Genomic DNA, 18964 nt, shown 5'->3' on the forward strand with positions numbered 1-18964 from the left:
AGTGAGCTTGAAGGCTCATTCATCAGATTTGTCCTGGACGGCCCCCGGCAGCGCTGCCTTGCGTAAATCACCATTGGCAGAGGGCAGGTACACTTCCGGGTTGGGCATGCCGCTGGGCGAGAGTTCATGGGTCATTTCGAACTCGGCGCGCACCGACCAGCCACATGCCTCGTTGGTGCATTGCAAATAGGCGATCCGCAGGAAAATATGACGCCCTTCACTGGTGCGTATGCGCATCCGGCTGTGGCAATGCGGGCAAACCAGCTTGTATGTACTCACGGCAAGTACCTGCAAGCATTGTTCAGGCTTACCCTCTGTGAGAATAGTCTTCCGGTTTTGTCAGTATTGGCTGCATGTATAGGTGTATTCTTCAGTTTGATGCTTCTCATTGCAGGAATGCTCCTTAAAACGCAGGGCTGTATTCATAACGAGTAGTTTAAGCCCATGGAATATCATTAAACCAGTCATGGATATTTGTTATGAGTACCCAAGTACTTGCTTCGGTTCTGACCAGACTGAAGCTTCTGACCGCTACGGAATCTGACGCCGAGCTGTCCAGAGCGCTTTCGATCAGCCCGCAGACATTGAGCAGCTGGAAGGTGCGCGACAGCATTCCTTATTCACTTTGCATAGACATCGCCAGGCAGTATGCATGCTCACTGGACTGGCTTCTGCTGGGTGAGCCCGAACGAAATCGCGCAGGCCTGGACAACGAAGGCTGGGAACAGGACATGCTCGCGCGCCTGCGCACCCTGTCGCTTGCCGATCGCCAGGCCGTTCTCCTGCTGGTCCAGGACAAACAGCGCATCCAGCAGCTGGAACGGCAATTGAGCGCGCTGACCAGTCGCTCGCCCAATACCGCCAGCGGCTAGCCCCGGCGGCGCCAGCGCTGGATAAGTTCGCGCGGGTCCAGCGTATCCAGCCAGACCATCACCTTGAGGCTGATGGGGATCACCACCACGGCAGCCACGAACCCCGCCATGCCGCGGCTCAGCAAGGGCACCAGTGACGAAACCAGCGGCTCGAACAGGTGGCCCACCCCCACGGTCACGAACACCAGCAAAAGTTTCTTGCCCAGTGTCAGGCGCCTGGCCTTGTTGGTGATCAACCGGTCGCGCGCCGCGCTCACCAGCAAAGCCCCCAGCAGCGCGGCGAACAATACGTTGCCATCCACGCCCAGCAACTCAACCAGCGCCCGGGCCAGGCTGTCGAAAACAGATTCTTCAGTCATGGGCAGCCCCTCGGTGTGCAGCGGCCAGGTAGCCCGCCGAGCCCAGGTTATGCATCACCGCTGCTTCGACAAAGCGGATGTAGCACACCCGCAATGCACGCCCATGGTCATGCCCGGCCACATCCTCGAGGCGCTTGTAGCCCCGTTCTCGCAACACCGCCCGCCAGCGCGCGAATTCGCGTGCCGCGTCGATGGCGGCGCAGCGTGCGGCCACTTCCAGCGCAGCCTCACTGACAGGCCGCTGCAGGTTCAGGCGCTCACGCAGCCTGCCGAGGTCCACCCGTGGCCAGAATGGGTCATGGCAATCGGCAAAACGGGGTAACCGAGGATCGTTGCCCATGCTTCACCCCCTCACTGCTCGGCCAGCATGCCGTAGCGAATGGCCTTGATCACCGCAGCCACCCGCGTGGGCACGTCGAACTTGCGCAGGATGTTCGACACATGGAAGTTCACTGTCGATTCCTTGCACTCAAGGATCTGGCCAATCTCCCACGAGCTCTTGCCGTAGGCACACCACAACAGTACTTGCCGTTCACGGGGCGTCAGGCGAACCGGGGCGTCCACCAGGGGTTGCTGCGAGTGTCGTGCGTTGTCAGTCATGTTTGAACTCCACGGGTGATTGAGCGAGGCATCGCTGCCGGTCTGCAATCACCTTACGAAGCGCAGGTCGCTCTGCTCCATCTCTACGGCTTGTAAAGAACTTTCGTACAAAACCGTCTGACGAAGGTTGCGCGATATTTGTCGGCTTTCCTCGTGCTCCAAGCGGCATTTCGCTCGTCTCAACGCCGTTGTCCAATCGCCTTTCGCCTGGAGTCGTACAATGCGTTGCGTTTTGCCCCCGCCATCCTGCCTCGGCCTGCTGGCTGCTTTCGCTGCCTCCCAGCCCGCCCTGGCGGCACCTTCGGTCGAGTTGGGCCAGGTGCTGATCACCGATGAGGAGCAGAACGACCTGACCGCAGCCAGCGAACGCCTGCACGAAGTACCGGGCGCCAGCAACCTGGTGGACATGCAGCGTGTCGGACAAGGCCGGGTTGCCAGCAACCAGGATGTACTTGCCTACCAGCCCGGAGTATTCGCCCAATCGGCAGGCAACGATGGCATCAAGCTTTCGATCCGCGGTTCGGGCATCAACCGCGCACCTGGGGCCCACGGTTCCGGGGTGTACACGATGTTCGACGGCCTGCCGCTGACCGGCCCGGGCGGTACGCCCTACGAGCTGTTCGAGCCGCTGTGGCTGAGCCGTGCCGAAGTGCTGCGCGGTGCCAACGGCTTCGACCAGGGTGCCCTCGCCCTTGGCGGTGCAATCAACTACGTCACCCACACCGGCTACGATGCCGCACCGCTGCAGGTGCGCTACGAAGTCGGCAGCCGCGGCTACCAGCATCGGCACATCAGCTCGGGACAGGTGCTGGGCAACCTCGACTACTACGTGGCCCTGACCGATTCGGAATATGACGGCTACCAGGCGCACAGCAGCGGCAGCGCCAAGGGCGTTGCCGCCAACATCGGCTACCGCTTCAACCCGAACCTGGAAACCCGCTTCTACCTGCGCTATCGGGAAACCGAGAACGAATTGGCCGGGCGCCTGACCAAGGATCAGATCAAGCACCACCCCCGCGCGGCCAACCCGGCCTACCTGGCCCGCGACGACAGCCGCCCGCAACCGGGCAGCACCTGGGTGGGCAACAAGACCACCTTCTACCTCGACGACGATGCGCGGCTGGAAGCCGGCCTGGTCTACCACGACTACCCGATGGACCTGCGCGAAGGCCCAATGCGCCTGAAGGTGGCCTATACCGATGTGAGCGGCACCTTGAACTACTTCCGCCGCGACACCCTGTTCGGCCACGAGAGCAAGACCACCATCGGCTGGCGCACCACCAAGCACCTGCCCAACAGCGGTGCTTCGCAGTTCACCCGCAATGGCGACGTGTTCGGTGAGCGCACCCGTGACTTCAGCTACCAGGGTTCGGACACCGTGCTACATGTGGGCAATGACCTGGAGCTGGTACCGAACCTGTGGCTGACCACTGGCCTGGCGATGATCTATACCCGCCGTGAAAGTGATGTCACTTACCACCCTGCCGGGGGCGGCAAAGTGAGCCAGCATGACTGGGACTATGCACCACGCCTGGGGCTGCGTTATGACATCAGCCCGGACCTGCAGGTGTACGGCAACCTGAGCCGCTCGGTCGAACCACCCCATCCCTGGGCCCTGATCTGGAGTGCGCCCACAGCCAATCAACCGATCGAAATGCAAAACCAGACGGCCACCACACTGGAATTGGGCGCACGTGGCGAATCGGCATTGGGGCATTGGGACCTGGCGTGGTACTACTCGCAGGTTCGCCATGAATTGCTGGCGGTGGAGATCGTGCAAGGCGCTCCGGCCAAGGAATTCAACGCCAGCCCCACCGTGCACCAGGGTGTGGAGGCAGGCCTCGACAGTACCCTGTGGGAACGCGCCGGTACTGGCAAGCTCAGCCTGCGTCAGGCCTATACCTTCAGTGACTTCCACTACCGCGATGACGACAGGTTCGGCGACAACCGCCTGCCGGGCATCCCCATGCACTACTACCAGGCCGAGCTGCGCTATGACTGGCCGAGCGGCTTCTATGCAGGGGTGAACACGCAGATGGCGTCGAAGGTGCAGGTGGACTACGCCAATAGTTACCACGCCGATGAATATGCCTTGCTCGGCGCACGCCTGGGCTGGGACTCACCGAAGCAGGACTGGCAGACCTGGCTGGACCTGCGCAACCTCACCAACAAGCGTTATGCGGCGACGGTGACACCTGGCTACAACGATGCAGGAAAGGATGAGGCCCGTTCGACCCCGGGCGAAGGCTTTGGCGTGTATGCCGGGGTTTCCTACAGCTTCCGCTAGTCCGCTGGGGGCCGCTGCGCGGCCCATCGCCGGCAAGCCAGCTCCCACACCGACCGCATCGTTCTCAATCCATGTGAATTTCCTGAAGAAGCAAATCTCCAGAGCCAACCCGGTCGGTGTGGGAGCTGGCTTGCCGGCGATGGGCTGCGCAGCAGCCCCTTTTGAAAGCTGACACCGAATGAACAGGCCTCAAACCGCCCTGTTCAACTTCACCCAGGAAGCGAACTTGTCGATAAACGCCTGCAAGAACGGCCGAGTCTTGTCACTGAGCTTGCCCGCATCGTCGAACAGACTAGCCGCGCCACCGATGTAGGCCTCGGGCATCTGCATGCACGGCATGTCCAGAAACACCAGCGACTGGCGCACGGCATGGTTGGCGCCAAAGCCACCAATGGCCCCCGGCGACACACTGACCACCGCCGTCGGCTTGCCACTCCAGGCGCTTTGCCCGTAGGGCCGCGAGCCCACATCGATGGCATTCTTCAGGCCGCCAGGCACCGAGCGGTTGTACTCCGGGGTGACGAACAGCACCGCATCGCTACGGCGGATCTCGTCGCGAAAACGCTTCCACGCTTGCGGCGGCGCTTCGGCCTCGACATCCTCGTTGTACAACGGCAAATCGCCAATCTCGACGATCTTCAGGGCAAGGCTGGACGGCGCCAGCTCTGAGAGTGCGCGGGCGATCTTGCGGTTGTAGGACTCCTTGCGCAAGCTACCGACGACCACTGCTACCGAATACACCTGGCTCATGGCAATTTCCAACCTCTGCTGGGTAAAGGGACGTTGTAGTTATAGATGACCGTTCCTCGGCGCTTTGGTTTTTTTTCCGCGGGGCGAAAACTTCCGACGCTGTTCCACGGTCTATGCCTGCAGACATTTCTCACGTAATTCAGAGGTTTCCACCCAAATGGCAGCAGTAATGGTCGGCCAATTCCACGCCCGTGACGCCGAAGGCCGCATCTACCCCGTGCACGAGTTCCAGGAGTCGACCCTGCAAACCGACGGCAGCACGCTGGGCGCCCCCATCACCACCTATCGCCTGGCCATCGGCGACAAGGTCAACCACCTGGGTGAAAACCGCTTCGAACTGGCGCGCAGCGGCGTCGAGATCATTCGCATTCCTTGATGCAATCCACCGTGTAGCAGCCGCTTTCGTTCTGCAGGCCGTGCACGTCGGCGACGAAACCAGGGAAGCCTTGGTTGAACGCCCGGGCAAAGGCCAGGTAATCGATTATCGAGCGGGTCGCCTCGGTGAACCGCTCCCCTGGCATGATCAACGGAATACCAGGTGGGTACGGCACCAGCATAACCGCCGCCACCCGCCCCAGCATCGCCTCGATCGGCACCGCCTCCACCTCACCGCGCACCATCTGGTCATAGGCCCGGGCCGGGCTCACGGCCACCTCCGGCAAGCGCGTGAACAGCCGCTTCAATTGCTTGGCCGTGGCATTGGCGCGGTAGCAGCCATGCAACTGGTCGCACAGGTCGCGCAGGCCCATGCCCAAGTAGCGTGAGGCATCGGCCGCCACCACGCTCGGCAGGCAGTCGCTCAGGGCGGTATTGCCGTCATAGTGGCGCTTGAACTCCAGCAATTCGGTAAGCAAGGTGCTCCATTTGCCCTTGGTGATGCCCATGGAGAACAGCACCAGAAAGCTGTACAGGCCGGTTTTCTCCACCACCAGCCCCCGCTCCCAGAGGAACTTGCTGACCACCGCCGCCGGGATGCCATGCTCCCCCAGCGCACCGCCCGCGCTCAGGCCCGGCATTACCAGGGTCACCTTCAAAGGGTCGAGCAGCACATAGTCGTCCGCCACTTCGCCAAAGCCATGCCACTCCGCCCCCGGCTGCAGCAGCCAGTCCTGCGCGGCCAGGCGGTGGATGCCTTCGGCGCTCGGCGGCTGCCAGATGCTGAACCACCAGTCGTCCGCAGCGATGTGCTCGCGCAGGTTGGCCAGGGCACGGCGAAAGCTCAGCGCCTCGTCGAACATTTCTTGCAGCAGCGAACGCCCGGCCGGCCCTTCCATCATGGTCGAGGCCACGTCCAGCGAAGCGAGGATGCTGTACTGCGGCGAGGTCGAGATGTGCATCATGAACGCTTCGTTGAAGCGGTCACGGTCCAACTGGCGCCTGGCCCCGTCCTGCACATGAATCATCGAGGCCTGGCTGAACGCGGCCAACAGCTTGTGGGTGGAATGGGTGCTGAACACCAGCGGGCTGTCTGCCGCGCAGGCCGTGCCCATGGCATGGCGCCCGGTGAAGAAGTCGTGGAAGGCTGCATAGGCGAACCAGGCCTCGTCGAAGTGCAGCACCTCGACACTGGCACCCAGGGTCTGCTTGATCAGCCCGGCGTGGTAGCACAGGCCGTCGTAGGTGGAGTTTGTCACCACCGCCAGCTTGATGCGCTGCCCGCGATCACGGGCGAGAGGGTTGGCCTGGATCTTCGCCTGGATCGCCTCGGCGCTGAACTCGCTGAGCGGGATCGGGCCGATGATGCCGAGCTCGTTGCGCTCCGGGCAAAGATAGAGGGGAATGGCACCGGTCATGATGATCGCGTGCACCACCGACTTGTGGCAGTTGCGGTCCACCAGCACCAGGTCGTCGCGGCCGACCATGGCGTGCCAGACGATCTTGTTGGCCGTGGAGGTGCCATTGATCACGAAGAAGGTGTGGTCGGCGCCAAAGTTGCGCGCGGCCCTGGTTTCGGCTTCGGCCAAGGGGCCGGTGTGATCGAGCAGCGAGCCCAGCTCCGGCACGGAAACGGACAAGTCCGAGCGCAGGGTGTTTTCCCCGAAGAACTGGTGAAAGGCTTGGCCCACCGGGCTTTTGCGATAGGCCACGCCGCCACCGTGGCCCGGGGTGTGCCAGGAATAGTTGGACTGCGCGGTGTGCTGCACCAGGGCCTTGAAGAACGGCGGCAGCAGGCCGTCGAGGTAGATATGTGCGGCACGCGCCACCTGGCGAGCGAGAAACGGTACGGTGTCTTCGAACAGGTAAAGAATGCCGCGCAGCTGGTTGAGCTCACTCATGGCTTCGGCAGGGGCGTTCTCCAGGGTTACCTGTTCGCCCAGGGCGAAAATCGGCAGGTTGGGGGCACGCAGGCGGGCCAGGCGGATCAGCTCGGCCATGTTCTGCAGCAGGTGGGTATTCTCGCCGACGCCCTCGGCGGCAATCAGCATGCAGGCCAGGCCATGGTGGGTGGCGGCGACCAGGCAGGCCTCGGCATGGTCGGCGGCGGCGAGGATGGCAAAGCCGTCCTGGCGCAGTTCCTCGGCGATGCCCCGCACACGCTCGCCAGCGACGCTGTCGGCCTTGATGGCGCGGTGCACGATGAGGATGGGGAACTTGAGGTCCTTGTACATCAGGTGGCTACCTCCGAAGGACATGGCGTCCATTTCAGGGTAGTAGAACCTGTGTGGGCAAGACCTGCCTCTTCGCGGGCTTGCCCGCTCCCACAGGATTCCCAACAGGCTCAAGGCCTGTGCAATACCTGTGGGAGCGGGCGAGCCCGCGAAGTGGCCGGAGCAGGCGAAAGATCAGCCAGCAGGTGTCTCGGTCAGAGCCTGCCACATGGACGGCCCACCCGCCGACTTGGCAATGGCCGCCAGGCGCTCGGCATGCGCCTCCAGCTCCTCGGCACTGGCCATGATCACCCTCCCGGGCACACGCCCGGTAATACGGCGAATCTCGCTGCCACCAGCACCCGCCCCTTCATCCCCGGCCTCTGCCCCATGCCCGGCCAGTGACAGGCTGGTCTGGCCACCGGTCATTGCCAGGTAGACGTCAGCCAACAGTTCCGAGTCGAGCAATGCGCCGTGCAGTTCACGGCCCGAGTTGTCGATGTCGTAGCGTTTGCACAGCGCATCCAGGCTGTTGCGCTGCCCCGGGTGGCGCGAGCGCGCCAGCAGCAGGGTGTCGAGGATGGTGCAGTGCTGCGAAATGTCCGCGCGGTCCTGCTGGCCCAGCAAGGCAAATTCGTTGTTGATGAAGCCAACGTCGAACGCCGCGTTATGGATGACCAGGGTGGCGCCCTGGATGAACTCGAAGAACTCTTCGGCGACATCGCCAAAGCGCGGCTTGCCGACCAGGAAGGCATCGGTGATGCCGTGGACGTTGATGGCGCCCTCGTCACTCTCGCGGTCCGGCTGCAGGTAGACGTGGAAGTGCCGCCCGGTCAGGCGCCGGCCGATGACCTCGACACAGCCGATCTCGATGATCCGGTGGCCTTCGCTGACCGGCATGCCCGTGGTTTCGGTATCGAGAATGACGAACCGTTTATCTTGCTGCTGCTCCACGCGGGGCGCTCCAACTTGCATCAGTTACAAAGGCCGGAATTGTACCCCAGCTCAACGCTGGGTGCGCCCCCTCTCCCAGAAATGCCTGAGCGACCGTCAGGCGTTGCTGGCTCAAGGATCTGCGAGGCTGATCCTACAGGGAGCGCTGTGACTCCACCATCTGCCTTCCTATTCCTCAGCATTGGCGAAGGCTTTGACACTCTTCTGCTTAGTGAAAGCAGGTGCTGACGCCAGGCACCTGGAACTCAGCACGCGGAGGCCCTCGACGGCCCAGTCGTCACATGAGCCTTTCTCGCTGCTACCAGAGAAGACCATAGTGCTGCGTGTTGCCATGCTTTGTACGAAAACGGATGATGCTGTATCAAATCGACATCGCGGAGCCAGGCGCGCTTATGAGCAAGACGAACAACATTTCGATCGGCACCATGCACAACTCACAGGTGCAACAGGATGCCCAGCAGTCCACCCAGCATCTTGACCAGAGCGTGCAGCATGTGGACTTGAAAGCGTTTCTGGAGGCTTTTTCTCAAGACATTGGCAAAGTCAGCGATCCCGCCGTCGCGCAGGGCCTTCGGGCCGATGTCGAAACTATCCGTCTGCAGAGCGCAGCACCATCTCCCAAGAAAAGCATCATCAAGGAATGCCTTCACTCGATCAGAACGATCCTGGAGGGTACGGCTGGCAGCGTACTCGCGTCCTACCTTCCATCAGTCATCACCTTGCTCGGAGCGCTGTAACCCAATGGACAGTCTCGTGTTAGAGCTGCAGAGAGACGTGCTCGACCGGACGATCCACATTCCGGATCTACTGCGTAAAGCCCTACTCGTGTCTAGAAAACTCAAAATCAAAGATATCGAGGAGTGGCTCAATGACGAGCTGAACGGGTACGAGCTGCGATCAGTTCCTGACTACCGACTGCTTACCGGCGAGCTGAAAGCTTTCAATCCACGCCAAGGCTGGATACCTGTTGACATGGGCGGCGAGCTTCACGCCTCGATGTGTGAAACCCCCGCTCGCGACTCAGTGAGCCAGATCATTGATCTGGTGGAGCGCACAGAGATCGGGACGGTAATGGTCAAGTTTCCAGCCGACCTCAATGCTGCCTTCAGAAATCTGATGAGGACAGACTTTCAGCCGGCCCTGCATGTACCCGTACACAAGCTGGTTCGTATCCTGGATGTCACGAAAACCAAGGTCTTGGATTTTGCACTGGATTTGGAGGCCCGAGGGATCCTCGGCGAAGGTATCCGCTTCACCAAAGCAGAGGAGCAGCTCGCCCAGTCGATCACCTACAACACGATTAACATCGAGAAGATGGAGAATTCTCAGCTCCAGCAGTCGAGCCAAGGGTCAGGGCAGCGTAGGGGGTAGAGCGCGCCTCAGAGAAACATCGTCACCCCCTATGTCCCCATGGCACATACTCGCCCCCATCGGATGGGCGGGTTGCACAGGCCTGTACGTGAAAGAATCCATCATCCCCAGATCGAGTAAGCGTCCGGCCAAGTCACCTACCGAACCCCAGCATTAAGAGCGATGGTGTCCGCGTATTTTTAAGCGGACGCGATCGCCCTTGTAGCGATGGTCTTGGTACCTTACAGGTGAGTAGGCTCAGCGCCCTAGACGAACTTCGGAATGGCCCGGATACATGAGGACGGCGATAGCTGGCGTTACCAGCATCTCCAACCACTGCGACTGACCCGGCGCCAAAAGCCCACCTACGGCGGCAACGATGACGGCTACGAAATAAATTGAAATCTGGTTTTGCTCTAGCTGTTCGCCTATCCTCAGGCAGACTAAGCCACTATGATTAGCGCACTGCATAAAAATCAACCTTCGCCCATAAACACCGCCTCCGACCAATACCGTAGCAACAGTAATTCCTTGCTTTGAGCTGCCAAGGCAAGCATTACCTTACCCCTAACTAAAAACACTCAATTTATCGACATCATGCGCGAACCCAAACAGACAAATAAGTTATTCTCACTTACAGCCTTATTAATCTCAGTCACTGCAATTTTAGCCTTGATGATTCATCAAAATCATCCAATGGCCTTTCTAATTGGCCTACTGATCGCCACAGCGATGCTTGCGACGCTATCCCACCACTACCACTGGTTCAAACTAGACGACAGGCAACTATTCAAGCAACCGCTTTTTATTATTGCAACTACCTATCCAGCATACCTATTCATATTATTCGGAGCTTGGACATGGAAAAATTACAGCTTGAACCTTTCATCTGAAGGCTATGGCCTATTTCTTGAGATCAGTAAATTCCCACTCATCATACTTGCGTCTTCCGTACCTCTTGGGGCCATAGTGAACAATGTGCATCGCACGATCCAGACGGAAAAGCAAATTGACGACACTGGTGCTAAAAATAGAAACGACATTTACTATGGCCATGTCAAGTTTATACTAGATCAATTCGACAAAATCAAAGGAAAAGAAATAAATTTTGAGCACCACTTAGAAGAACTAAATAACACCACACAAGAAGACAAACCTGAACCCCAGACATTCAAAATAGAGTCATGCATATTCATCAGGCAACCCATGGATCTCTACAGGAAGATATACAAGCACTCAAGCGCCCAAAACAACCCTAACTTTATGGTCTGCCCGGAATTTCTCGACAGTCTTAGCAAAGAGTGGAGCAACATCCATCAACTATGCCTCTATAAAGCAGAGCGCAAGCCGGAACAGAATTTTAAACTCCCCCAAGAGCTGCACATAAAAGATCACAGCGACATCGACATCGCGTACACCAATATCTGCAATCTCTTATGCTTGGGCGGATTTCATTCCGACTACAGCCTCGCACTTCAAGCTAAGAAGTCGGGCTGGCAGTGGTACTCAACTTTTCTTACTAGCGTTCACATGTATGATTCCCTTCGTTCGCTGGCTACTGTAACAGGATCGATTCTGGATAGAGTTAGAGACGAAAACGTCGACCTGCTTTTCCCTTCAAACGAGTCTGTTTTTAAAATAGGCTCCGGCTTTGTAAGCGATTTCAATATGTTCTTCGATACTGTGTGCATTGGATCATATCAACCCCCGACACTCACGCACATCCAACTCCTTCACTTAAAAGAAGCCACCTGCGGTGCTTAGATGAAGCCTAGTTGTGAGCGCGGCTTCAAATAGCCGTATGGAAAAGAATCTTAGATAAGGCGCAGCCATGCCATCAACACTCGCCCCACCTGCGAAACTCCACGCATGTTTGAGTAGCCTGAGCGCAATACGATCAGGCTCTCACGCTGCTTGATGGATCGGCTCACAAAGCAGTACTTGAGAGAGTCCAGCGATTTGCTTTCGTTGCAGGTGTACGTAGTCCAGGCCCTCCTCGACGCCAATGCTGACTACCGCTGATGTACCGCACGCTCTTCACGGAGTATTTCAAGTTCGTCCAGGTTCTTTAGATTCGGCACGCCTACCTGGACGACCTCAAACTCTCCCCCGACAAGGCAATATCTTTCATGCCCCGCCTCACTGGGTATCTTTCCTCCGTGGCCAATCCAGGGGGATGAGCGCATCCGCCGAGAGCTTGTTCCAGCGTTTACGGGTGGCTGCGACGTAGCGTGGATCGTCGCCGAAGAACGCGTGCTCAATGAGCAGTACCTGGAGGCCCTCCTGCGCGGCGGTGGCGTTGAACAGAAAGTCGAGGTGTCGGCGCATGGCCGATACTTCTTCGTTTTCGCCAATGTCCGATTCATCCTCACCACGCTGCGGATAGTAAGGCCGGCTGATCTGGTCGAACGCCAGAAACGCAGGGACTGGCGCGTTCACCTTCGACAAGTACTTCTGGAGCGCGAACGAGAGCGCGATGTGAATGGCCAGGTAATTCTCGTCAGAGCCTGCATCCGGCAGCCTCAAGACGGCACCAGAATCCTTCTCGATGATCGCGATATCTGGCGGTTTAGCCGAAAACTCCAGCTCTGCACCTATGCACGGTTGACCCGTGGGCAAATCTGCAAATCCCTCGGACAAGTATTGGGAAATCTTGCGTTCTGCGTGAGAGAGCAGGACTTGCTTGGCTGAGCTATCAACAAGGGATTCCAGTTCCAGAATCTGCTCTCGCAGGACGTCTAGGTCAGGGCCAGGCAAAGGAGTGGTCGGGTTCATCTCCAGGAATTGATGAACCCTTCCCAGCAGCAGTACGCGGTACTGGGCGAGGCTCTCCAGCTGCTTGGCCTCTTCACTCTGCCTGACCCAGGTTTTTATGCGCTCGTCGACGCCATGGAGCTTCAAATTCAGGCGCGAGAGCTCCAGTTGCAACGAATCCTCGTGTTCGACGAATCGCGGTCGGACATCCTCGACAGCGATGGTTTCTGATCGCACGATGCTCATCGACCGATGGATGGCTTTAGAGATTTCGATACCACGCTCGCTTGGCGTCTCACACAGCGGGCAGGCAGAGGATGCTGGCTGTAGGTGCTCGGCAATCTTGAGCTTTTCATACTGCCGACGTACAGACCCTTCGAAGGCCTTCATGTCCTCCAGGGTCTTACGGGTTGCGCGCGACTTGCGACGCACATTCTCGATTTCGTTAAGCAGGCTTCGGCGCTGCGCGTAAAGATTGGTCAGTTCGGATTCTTCCGGGTTCTTACCGGCACCTGGCTTGGATTGCTTGATCTGCGTCAGCGCCGCCTGCAGTTCAGGCTCGCTGGCCATATCTGAAGGTAGGTCAGCCAAGCCATTGCGATGGGCATCAATCAGCAATCGCATCGCAAACTTTTTGTAGTCACTGCCCGCTGCCTGTCGAGCCCTGAGTCTGCGCTCTTCGCGCTCAAGCTTCTTTCGAAGGTCACGCAAGCGTCGCTCTTGCAGCACCGTGTCCTGGTTCACCACCCCCAAGAAGTAAGGCATGGTTTCGATGATGGCAGGCGCTTCATCGGCCTGATCAAGCCCGTGTAGCAACGCCGTCTCGTTGTAGATGACGTCTTTGGGGACAAACATATAAGCCGTTGCGTGGCGCACGGTAGGCCGCCATTTGCGCGCCGTTCTGTCATCTAAGGCCTCGGGTAATCCGGCAATGCCGAATGCACGCTCGATAAAGCCTTTGCCCGCATCAAGCGTCGTGGCGCCTTGGAACGCCTCCACGGATTGCGGTATGGGAAGATTGCGTCCATTGCTCACGAACATCCGGGTGCTCGTGCCCTGGCCAACAGGCGGAATGAGACGACCGGTGATCATCTGCATGTCACCCATCACCCACTTTACGCCCACAGCTACACTATGCCGTTTGACGTGAGCAGCGAGCTCGCACTTGCTCGAACCCAAGCAATAGTCGATGGCTTTGATCAGGGTTGATTTACCTGTACCCGATGCACCGGTAATGATATTCACCTGGCCCGGTTTCAGGTCGAGTATGCGAACCCGTCCCGCTTCACCGACAAAGAAAATATCCGAAATATTCCAGCGTCTCATAGCTCCAGGCCCATCATGTCGAACGCCGTCCTTGTTGATCCCGCCAAGGCAAACCAATGGCCCAAGCGGTCAATATTCTTGAAGATTTGTTGGGTGTTTTCGCTCAACTGCTTGGGGAGCATTTTCGGGAGAGTTGAAGCGCCAGGTATCAGCCGCCCCTCGGTATCGATCGCCAATAGGTGGCTAAAGCAAGCAAAGCGAATCGCCTCTGTCACGATATCTAGAGAGCCATTGACGCGATCAGCGAGCCGAATCTGGATCACCGGATTTCGCCGAAGCCATTCAAGCAAACCCGTTCGGCGATCGGTGCTGTTGAAAGTCGGCGCAAGCTCTCCAGAAAGCGCCAAGGGCAGCGCGGCGTAACACAGCGAAATATCCGGGTCGTAGTCGGCACCCCCACGGTAAGCCCCTACGAAAGTGGCCAAGAGCGCAGCGCAGTAGGCCGGATTGGTCTCAGCATAAATGTCATGAGCAATAGCCATGGCTCATGCCTCCAGGAGCTTGCGGTAGTCGGGGTGCCACCCAACCTGAAGATCGATCGCCAGCACTTGGTATGTGCCGCGAACGTAGTAATGGCCATTCCAACTCGGTGCAATAGGCTCGACTTGGCTCGGTGCATCCCTGTGCGTCCAACGCAGCAGTTCCAGCCCCTTGGCTTTCACCTCGGACTCATCAAGCTCCTCGCAATCTTCGGCCAATTCAACATGGCGATCGGCCCAATGCTCGGTGAGTTTCGCGTCGTATCCGGCAATCTTCGAGCGCATGCCAGGGTTATCGACGATCCATTTTGCCCGCTGTTCCTTCGCGCGCCACTCCTCACGAACTGCCTTAGCGATATCCGACGGTTTGCCACCAACCAGTCCAATCTGTCGATACAGCATGCCATCAGCATGGTAATCATCAGGGTGGCTCACCATGTCGAAGTCAGCTATGAGCTGCTCGTCTTCCAACTGCGCGATAATCGAAGAAATGCACTGTTGCATTTCGCTGCGCTGGATGACCCGTTCACGGTTGCCGCACAGGGAGTAAACGACTTGTTGATCCCACCAGGCCAACAGATGCCCGGCGACTATCATCTGTTGATCCTTGGGAATGATGTGCAGCCTTTTGGCAACCTCGCTCTGAATGCGCGCAATCGGGATACTGTCCTGCTGAATCCGTACGCGTCGTAACAAGCTCAGCCTGGCAGTGGGGGTAAGCGCGAGAAACGCTTCACAACCAGCCGCGCGGGCTGCATGTGACATATTGGCTCCCGCCGCCTTCGCTTCAGCACGCCCCTCCACAACGCGTGTCGCTTCCTCGGTCATTGCCTTGAGGAGGGCCTGCCGATTGCTCTTCGGATCACACAAGGCAATCAGGGGAGAATCGCCCGGCACCTTTCCGACTGATACGAGGTGGAATGTTGTATCGGCAAGCGATACTAACGGTAGAACATCGATCCATACGCGCAACGTTTTCCATAGCGCTACCGAAGCGAGGGTAACGGGGGGTGGGTTTTTCTGGATGGAATGTTTTAACTGATAGAGCAGCGTTTGCCCGTTAGCCCTGAGCTCCACATCGTCGAGCCGCTCCACCGCGACTGCAGCATGATGCTCAGCGTCATCAGCGCTCTGAGATAGGAGAGTCAGCAGAGCAAATTGACTCTGGTAGTAAAAACCCAGGGCGGCAGCCGTTGCCTCATGAACCACGTTCGAGTCTATGTTATCCATCACCCCTACAAGCGCCTCCCGCTGCTGTATGCGATCCGTATGTGCCGGGCAAAAATGATAACAGAGTGCCACTAATCAAGGCACGTCACCCGTGACTCAGCGCTGGAGCAACCGCCACGTTTGAGGGGTGGGGGGTTAGCAGGCAGATCGAATGAAAACGAGTGGCAGGCCAGGTGAATCACCCCCACAGCCTGCTGACGCTGCTGATCAAGCATTACCAGCAGGCACATGTCCTTCAATCTTCGGTGCTAGCTAAAAGAGATGTCTTCTCCCGCACATTAACCACCTGGATATCCTTGTCTGGGTTTCGGCGCCAATTGAACACCAGCCACAGTAGACCAGCCAAACTCGACAATTAGAATAGCGTTTTTAGCCGCGAGACCGATGATGATAATCAGGCCGACCTTGAAGAACACGTCGTTGGGCAAGGAGCCGATGCCAGAACCGCAGATCCACAACCCGCAGTGATGGAGAGCTCGCGCCGTGAGCCCCTCTGGATAATCAACCGAAAGATCTAGGGTTTCGCCTTTCCGGTCATGGCGTGGACATAGATCAGACCTCTTGTTTGAGCCGCCTTGATCTTGCAATCCAGCATCTGAGCGAACGTCAGCATTCCCTCCAATACGAGTATGAGATCGCCTCCGTCGATGAGCACCGTTTTGATTGCTTTTCCAGCGATCAGCGAGCTAACCACCTGCTCGCTAAAACCGTGAATTGAGATGAACAGGCCACGGCCATACATTTTGCCTTCAACCTTGCCCGCAAACTGGTACACCGACTCGTTGGCAGCTGCCTTCTCTTGCCACTTCGCCTCGATGAGGTAATGCTCACCGTCGTATTTGACGGCGCCATCAATCTGCTCACCCCTTTCTCGGAATGCTTCCGTCACCTCCAATGAAGAAACGCGCGCAAGGTCATGAAGAATGCGCTCCAATGCGTACCCGCGCTTGCTTCCAATCTGCTCGCCCTGAAGTAGCGAAATGAACTGCTTCTTGAGGTCTGGCAGGGTCGACTTGGCTGTGCGACTTTCTGACTCCCGCCGCTCCCGCTCTCTCCTGACCTCATGGATTTTATGGTCACGAATCTCCTGCAACTGCTTGAGGTGGGTGATCGCATTCTGGGCTTGCGTACGATCCAGCTTTTGCAGGCGGTCAAAGTAGTACTCGTCAAAATGCGTCCAGTTGACGAGCGTTTGCAGCATAGCTCTGAATTGACCCAAGCCATCATCTGGCTTGCGGCTCAAGTGGTTAAACATCGCGTCAACGATGGCTGAGCGGGTCAGCGCCTTGTAGTCACCGAGCGCGCTAATATCTGCTTTGGTGCAGCTGTGGTTGCCAAAAAAACTGACGATGTCGTCCTTTGGCCAGAGCAGGTTGAGAATGCACTGCCGCATGGCCAGCTTGATGTCGGATGGAAAACTCATAGAACAGTCCACGCGCGTCAAAGGGAAGCCCAGTGTAAGGGCTGGAGGCTGCTCGCCACTACTACCGTTTCCATCGTGGCTAACGCACCACCTCTCCCACGCTGGAGAGCCAGAATTCAGACTCGCGCGCCCGTGGGCTCATGCAGTCCAAGCGAGAGTCATGTGATTCCTATCCAATCCGACATTCCGTTTGCCACCCACCTACTGATCACAACGCTCTGCGCTCCATCCTGCGTAACTATAGCGATCAATGATCGACACCGACATTCTGGAAATAGCATATAAGCACCACCGCTTTTTACGACAAAAAGTGCTTGAAATATTTAAAGCTCACCCTGAAAGCTAAAGAGGGATAGTTTCAATTAAAATAAGGGAAGTATTCAGATGCCACGCCGAGCAGATGATCCGATCGCCAAATACAATAAAACGGTACGAACTTGGTGCAACTGGGAAGTAGAGTTACACCACGCTGAGCATGACCAGTCCGTACGCTGTATATCGCATTGAAAAAACAACGGGGGGAGCGATTTTTCATGGGATGCATTCCGACAGAGACGCCCGTTGGGGCCCTCATGTGCTGCGCAAGCCTCTGCCAGCATTACTACGCTCTCGGAAAGGCCAGCAGCGAGACTCCTGACGGCTCAGGTTGCGACAGGGGCCAACCGGATGGTTTACTCACTCCTTTTACAAGGAGTTCCCATGCGAATCGCACTGCATCCGCGCACCCGCCTTCCTTTGAATGCGGGCGGTTACGAGCTGGCGTTCGGAAAGCCGCTCGACTCATCTGGTAACAAACGGCATCGTCCAGATGCCCTTTGCAGCGTATGCAGCCAAGGTGTATATCTGCGCGCCGAGCACAGTAAAGAGACAGTCCCCAACTTTGCGCATCGGCGAAATAGCCAATTCTGCCCGCTAAAAGACTTCAACGCGCAAGCATATCGAGCCCTGAATCCTACCCATGGCAATCCCGCCGCCGCGCAACAGCTCAAGGCAGAATTCTTCGCTAGCTGGAAACACCACTGGGTAGAGTTCAACCGCATCATCAAGTATGCATCCATCAAAGATTTCTATGCCATTCTCAACTATGCCAACCAAAATAGAATCTGGCACTATACCGGAATGCAAGCTCAAGACGTGCTGGCCGTCCTCTTGACACTGATGGACTTCGCCCCACTCCCCAAGCACAAACGTTACATGCGCGACTTCGGCGTTCGATTCCTATATCAGGGCACTATCGCCAACACCGATCAATACTGGAACCTTCCCGCTAACCAGCGGCAGCTCCTGCTCGTGAAATATGATTTCCCTGGAACAACCCGATCGTTTCAGGAAAAAAATGTTTCTGGCAGGGACGTCGTCACCTTTGATCCTGCTTATATGACCGGAGTCTATGTTGAAGCACCGGAAGTACATGGTTTTGTAGAGCAGTTTATGAAAGAAAAATTCCCAAACGATATTTGACGGGCAGTCATGTTAGCGATTCATAGGCGCCTACCCGAGAGATCATAGTGTTGCGCGGGAGTTTACTTCTCCTGAATTAACCTCGCTGCCCAGGGGCTTGGCGTGAGGCGGCAGGCGGCAGCGCATGATGAAGGTAGGCGCAGAAGCTCGCTCAGGACTGAACGTCAAGGGTAGGAATGGCCATCAACCTAGCTATGCAAACATCGTGACCCTCGGGATTCGCAAGCTAGTAGATCATGATGCCAAGACGGGCTCCGTTTGGAGCCTTATCCAAAAAATTGAAAACCGCCCAGATCTGCTCACCCGCGAGCTATACGTGTGTAACGACGGTCTGCCGTTCTACGACAACGCCTTTGGGAGCGTTGTGGCCACAGCTGACTTCAGTCCTATGGAGTACCTTGATCAGCCGTGGGTCACCCCGCAGAACATCCCCGCCCTTGAACAGCATCGGCGTGCGACGGCGAAGATCATGGACGACTGGGCAGACGCTGATCCATTTACCTCTCCGGCCTGAACACCCAGCGCACAAGG

The 18964-nt window shown here is 57.6% G+C and carries 19 protein-coding genes and 2 pseudogenes; 8 read left to right on the plus strand and 13 right to left on the minus strand.

Annotated elements, in window-relative coordinates; translation table 11 throughout:
- Positions 1-15: 15 nt before the first annotated feature.
- Complete coding sequence (locus ACK1U9_RS14115) at positions 16-279, minus strand: ogr/Delta-like zinc finger family protein (RefSeq protein WP_046615588.1); 264 nt, start codon at positions 277-279, stop codon at positions 16-18.
- 200 nt (positions 280-479) lie between these two features.
- Between ACK1U9_RS14115 and ACK1U9_RS14120 the strand changes: the two genes are divergently transcribed.
- Complete coding sequence (locus ACK1U9_RS14120) at positions 480-872, plus strand: helix-turn-helix domain-containing protein (RefSeq protein WP_046615587.1); 393 nt, start codon at positions 480-482, stop codon at positions 870-872.
- Here the strand turns inward: ACK1U9_RS14120 and ACK1U9_RS14125 are convergent.
- Genes ACK1U9_RS14125 through ACK1U9_RS14135 form a run of 3 tightly spaced genes read right to left on the minus strand, consistent with a single transcriptional unit; the run spans position 869 to position 1831 of the window.
- Positions 869-1231 (minus strand): hypothetical protein, encoded by a 363-nt coding sequence (locus ACK1U9_RS14125; protein ID WP_046615586.1) that lies wholly within the window; start codon positions 1229-1231, stop codon positions 869-871. The two genes, ACK1U9_RS14120 and ACK1U9_RS14125, sit on opposite strands and share 4 nt — an antisense overlap.
- Entirely contained in the window at positions 1224-1571 is a 348-nt protein-coding gene (locus ACK1U9_RS14130) for a head completion/stabilization protein (RefSeq protein WP_046615585.1), read from the minus strand. The genes ACK1U9_RS14125 and ACK1U9_RS14130 overlap by 8 nt, the downstream gene beginning before the upstream one ends.
- A gap of 11 nt (positions 1572-1582) precedes the next feature.
- Positions 1583-1831, minus strand: coding sequence for a helix-turn-helix domain-containing protein (locus ACK1U9_RS14135; protein WP_046615584.1), 249 nt, complete (start codon positions 1829-1831; stop codon positions 1583-1585).
- A 220-nt stretch (positions 1832-2051) separates the two neighbouring features.
- Here ACK1U9_RS14135 and ACK1U9_RS14140 point away from each other — a divergent pair, with 220 nt between their 5' ends.
- Positions 2052-4118: a TonB-dependent receptor family protein gene (locus tag ACK1U9_RS14140; RefSeq protein ID WP_449109956.1), complete on the plus strand. Its 2067-nt coding sequence runs from the start codon at positions 2052-2054 to the stop codon at positions 4116-4118.
- A 189-nt stretch (positions 4119-4307) separates the two neighbouring features.
- Here ACK1U9_RS14140 and chrR read toward each other — a convergent pair whose 3' ends face one another.
- Positions 4308-4868, minus strand: a complete 561-nt coding sequence (gene chrR / locus ACK1U9_RS14145; protein WP_046615582.1) for a class I chromate reductase ChrR — start codon at positions 4866-4868, stop codon at positions 4308-4310.
- 157 nt (positions 4869-5025) lie between these two features.
- Between chrR and ACK1U9_RS14150 the strand changes: the two genes are divergently transcribed.
- Positions 5026-5244 carry a hypothetical protein gene (locus ACK1U9_RS14150; RefSeq protein ID WP_003261019.1) on the plus strand — a complete coding sequence of 73 codons (219 nt, stop codon included), beginning with the start codon at positions 5026-5028 and terminating at the stop codon, positions 5242-5244.
- Here the strand turns inward: ACK1U9_RS14150 and ACK1U9_RS14155 are convergent.
- Both ACK1U9_RS14155 and dnaQ read right to left on the minus strand, forming a co-directional pair.
- Positions 5228-7477, minus strand: coding sequence for an Orn/Lys/Arg family decarboxylase (locus ACK1U9_RS14155; protein WP_449109975.1), 2250 nt, complete (start codon positions 7475-7477; stop codon positions 5228-5230). The genes ACK1U9_RS14150 and ACK1U9_RS14155 overlap by 17 nt on opposite strands.
- A gap of 174 nt (positions 7478-7651) precedes the next feature.
- Entirely contained in the window at positions 7652-8410 is a 759-nt protein-coding gene (gene dnaQ / locus ACK1U9_RS14160) for a DNA polymerase III subunit epsilon (protein WP_326431940.1), read from the minus strand.
- Positions 8411-8760: 350 nt separating this feature from the next.
- Here dnaQ and ACK1U9_RS14165 point away from each other — a divergent pair, with 350 nt between their 5' ends.
- Positions 8761-9147, plus strand: coding sequence for a hypothetical protein (locus ACK1U9_RS14165; protein WP_449109957.1), 387 nt, complete (start codon positions 8761-8763; stop codon positions 9145-9147).
- Positions 9148-9151: 4 nt separating this feature from the next.
- On the plus strand, positions 9152-9781 hold the full coding sequence (locus ACK1U9_RS14170; RefSeq protein WP_449109958.1) for an AbiTii domain-containing protein: 630 nt from the start codon (positions 9152-9154) through the stop codon (positions 9779-9781).
- A gap of 270 nt (positions 9782-10051) precedes the next feature.
- Here ACK1U9_RS14170 and ACK1U9_RS14175 read toward each other — a convergent pair.
- Positions 10052-10231: pseudogene (locus ACK1U9_RS14175) on the minus strand (hypothetical protein); the annotation flags it as partial.
- 126 nt (positions 10232-10357) lie between these two features.
- Between ACK1U9_RS14175 and ACK1U9_RS14180 the strand changes: the two are divergent.
- Positions 10358-11524, plus strand: coding sequence for a hypothetical protein (locus ACK1U9_RS14180; RefSeq protein WP_449109959.1), 1167 nt, complete (start codon positions 10358-10360; stop codon positions 11522-11524).
- Positions 11525-11899: 375 nt separating this feature from the next.
- Here the strand turns inward: ACK1U9_RS14180 and ACK1U9_RS14185 are convergent, their stop codons facing one another.
- The 5 genes and pseudogenes from ACK1U9_RS14185 to ACK1U9_RS14205 form a co-directional block, all read right to left on the minus strand.
- Complete coding sequence (locus tag ACK1U9_RS14185; RefSeq protein WP_449109960.1) at positions 11900-13840, minus strand: DUF3732 domain-containing protein; 1941 nt, start codon at positions 13838-13840, stop codon at positions 11900-11902.
- Positions 13837-14322, minus strand: a complete 486-nt coding sequence (locus ACK1U9_RS14190; RefSeq protein ID WP_449109961.1) for a three component ABC system middle component — start codon at positions 14320-14322, stop codon at positions 13837-13839. The genes ACK1U9_RS14185 and ACK1U9_RS14190 overlap by 4 nt, the downstream gene beginning before the upstream one ends.
- A 3-nt stretch (positions 14323-14325) precedes the next feature.
- Positions 14326-15549 carry an ABC-three component system protein gene (locus ACK1U9_RS14195; RefSeq protein WP_449109962.1) on the minus strand — a complete coding sequence of 408 codons (1224 nt, stop codon included), beginning with the start codon at positions 15547-15549 and terminating at the stop codon, positions 14326-14328.
- Positions 15550-15893: 344 nt separating this feature from the next.
- Positions 15894-15977 (minus strand): annotated as a pseudogene (locus ACK1U9_RS14200) (efflux RND transporter permease subunit); the annotation flags it as partial.
- 86 nt (positions 15978-16063) lie between these two features.
- The gene (locus ACK1U9_RS14205; protein WP_449109963.1) at positions 16064-16972 is read right to left on the minus strand and encodes a restriction endonuclease; all 909 of its coding nucleotides are present in this window, start codon (positions 16970-16972) and stop codon (positions 16064-16066) included.
- A gap of 699 nt (positions 16973-17671) precedes the next feature.
- Here ACK1U9_RS14205 and ACK1U9_RS14210 point away from each other — a divergent pair.
- Positions 17672-18433 carry a DUF7830 domain-containing protein gene (locus ACK1U9_RS14210; RefSeq protein ID WP_449109964.1) on the plus strand — a complete coding sequence of 254 codons (762 nt, stop codon included), beginning with the start codon at positions 17672-17674 and terminating at the stop codon, positions 18431-18433.
- A gap of 124 nt (positions 18434-18557) precedes the next feature.
- Complete coding sequence (locus tag ACK1U9_RS14215) at positions 18558-18947, plus strand: hypothetical protein (RefSeq protein ID WP_449109965.1); 390 nt, start codon at positions 18558-18560, stop codon at positions 18945-18947.
- Positions 18948-18964: the final 17 nt, after the last annotated feature.

This window comes from Pseudomonas sp. XP1 (assembly GCF_053557675.1).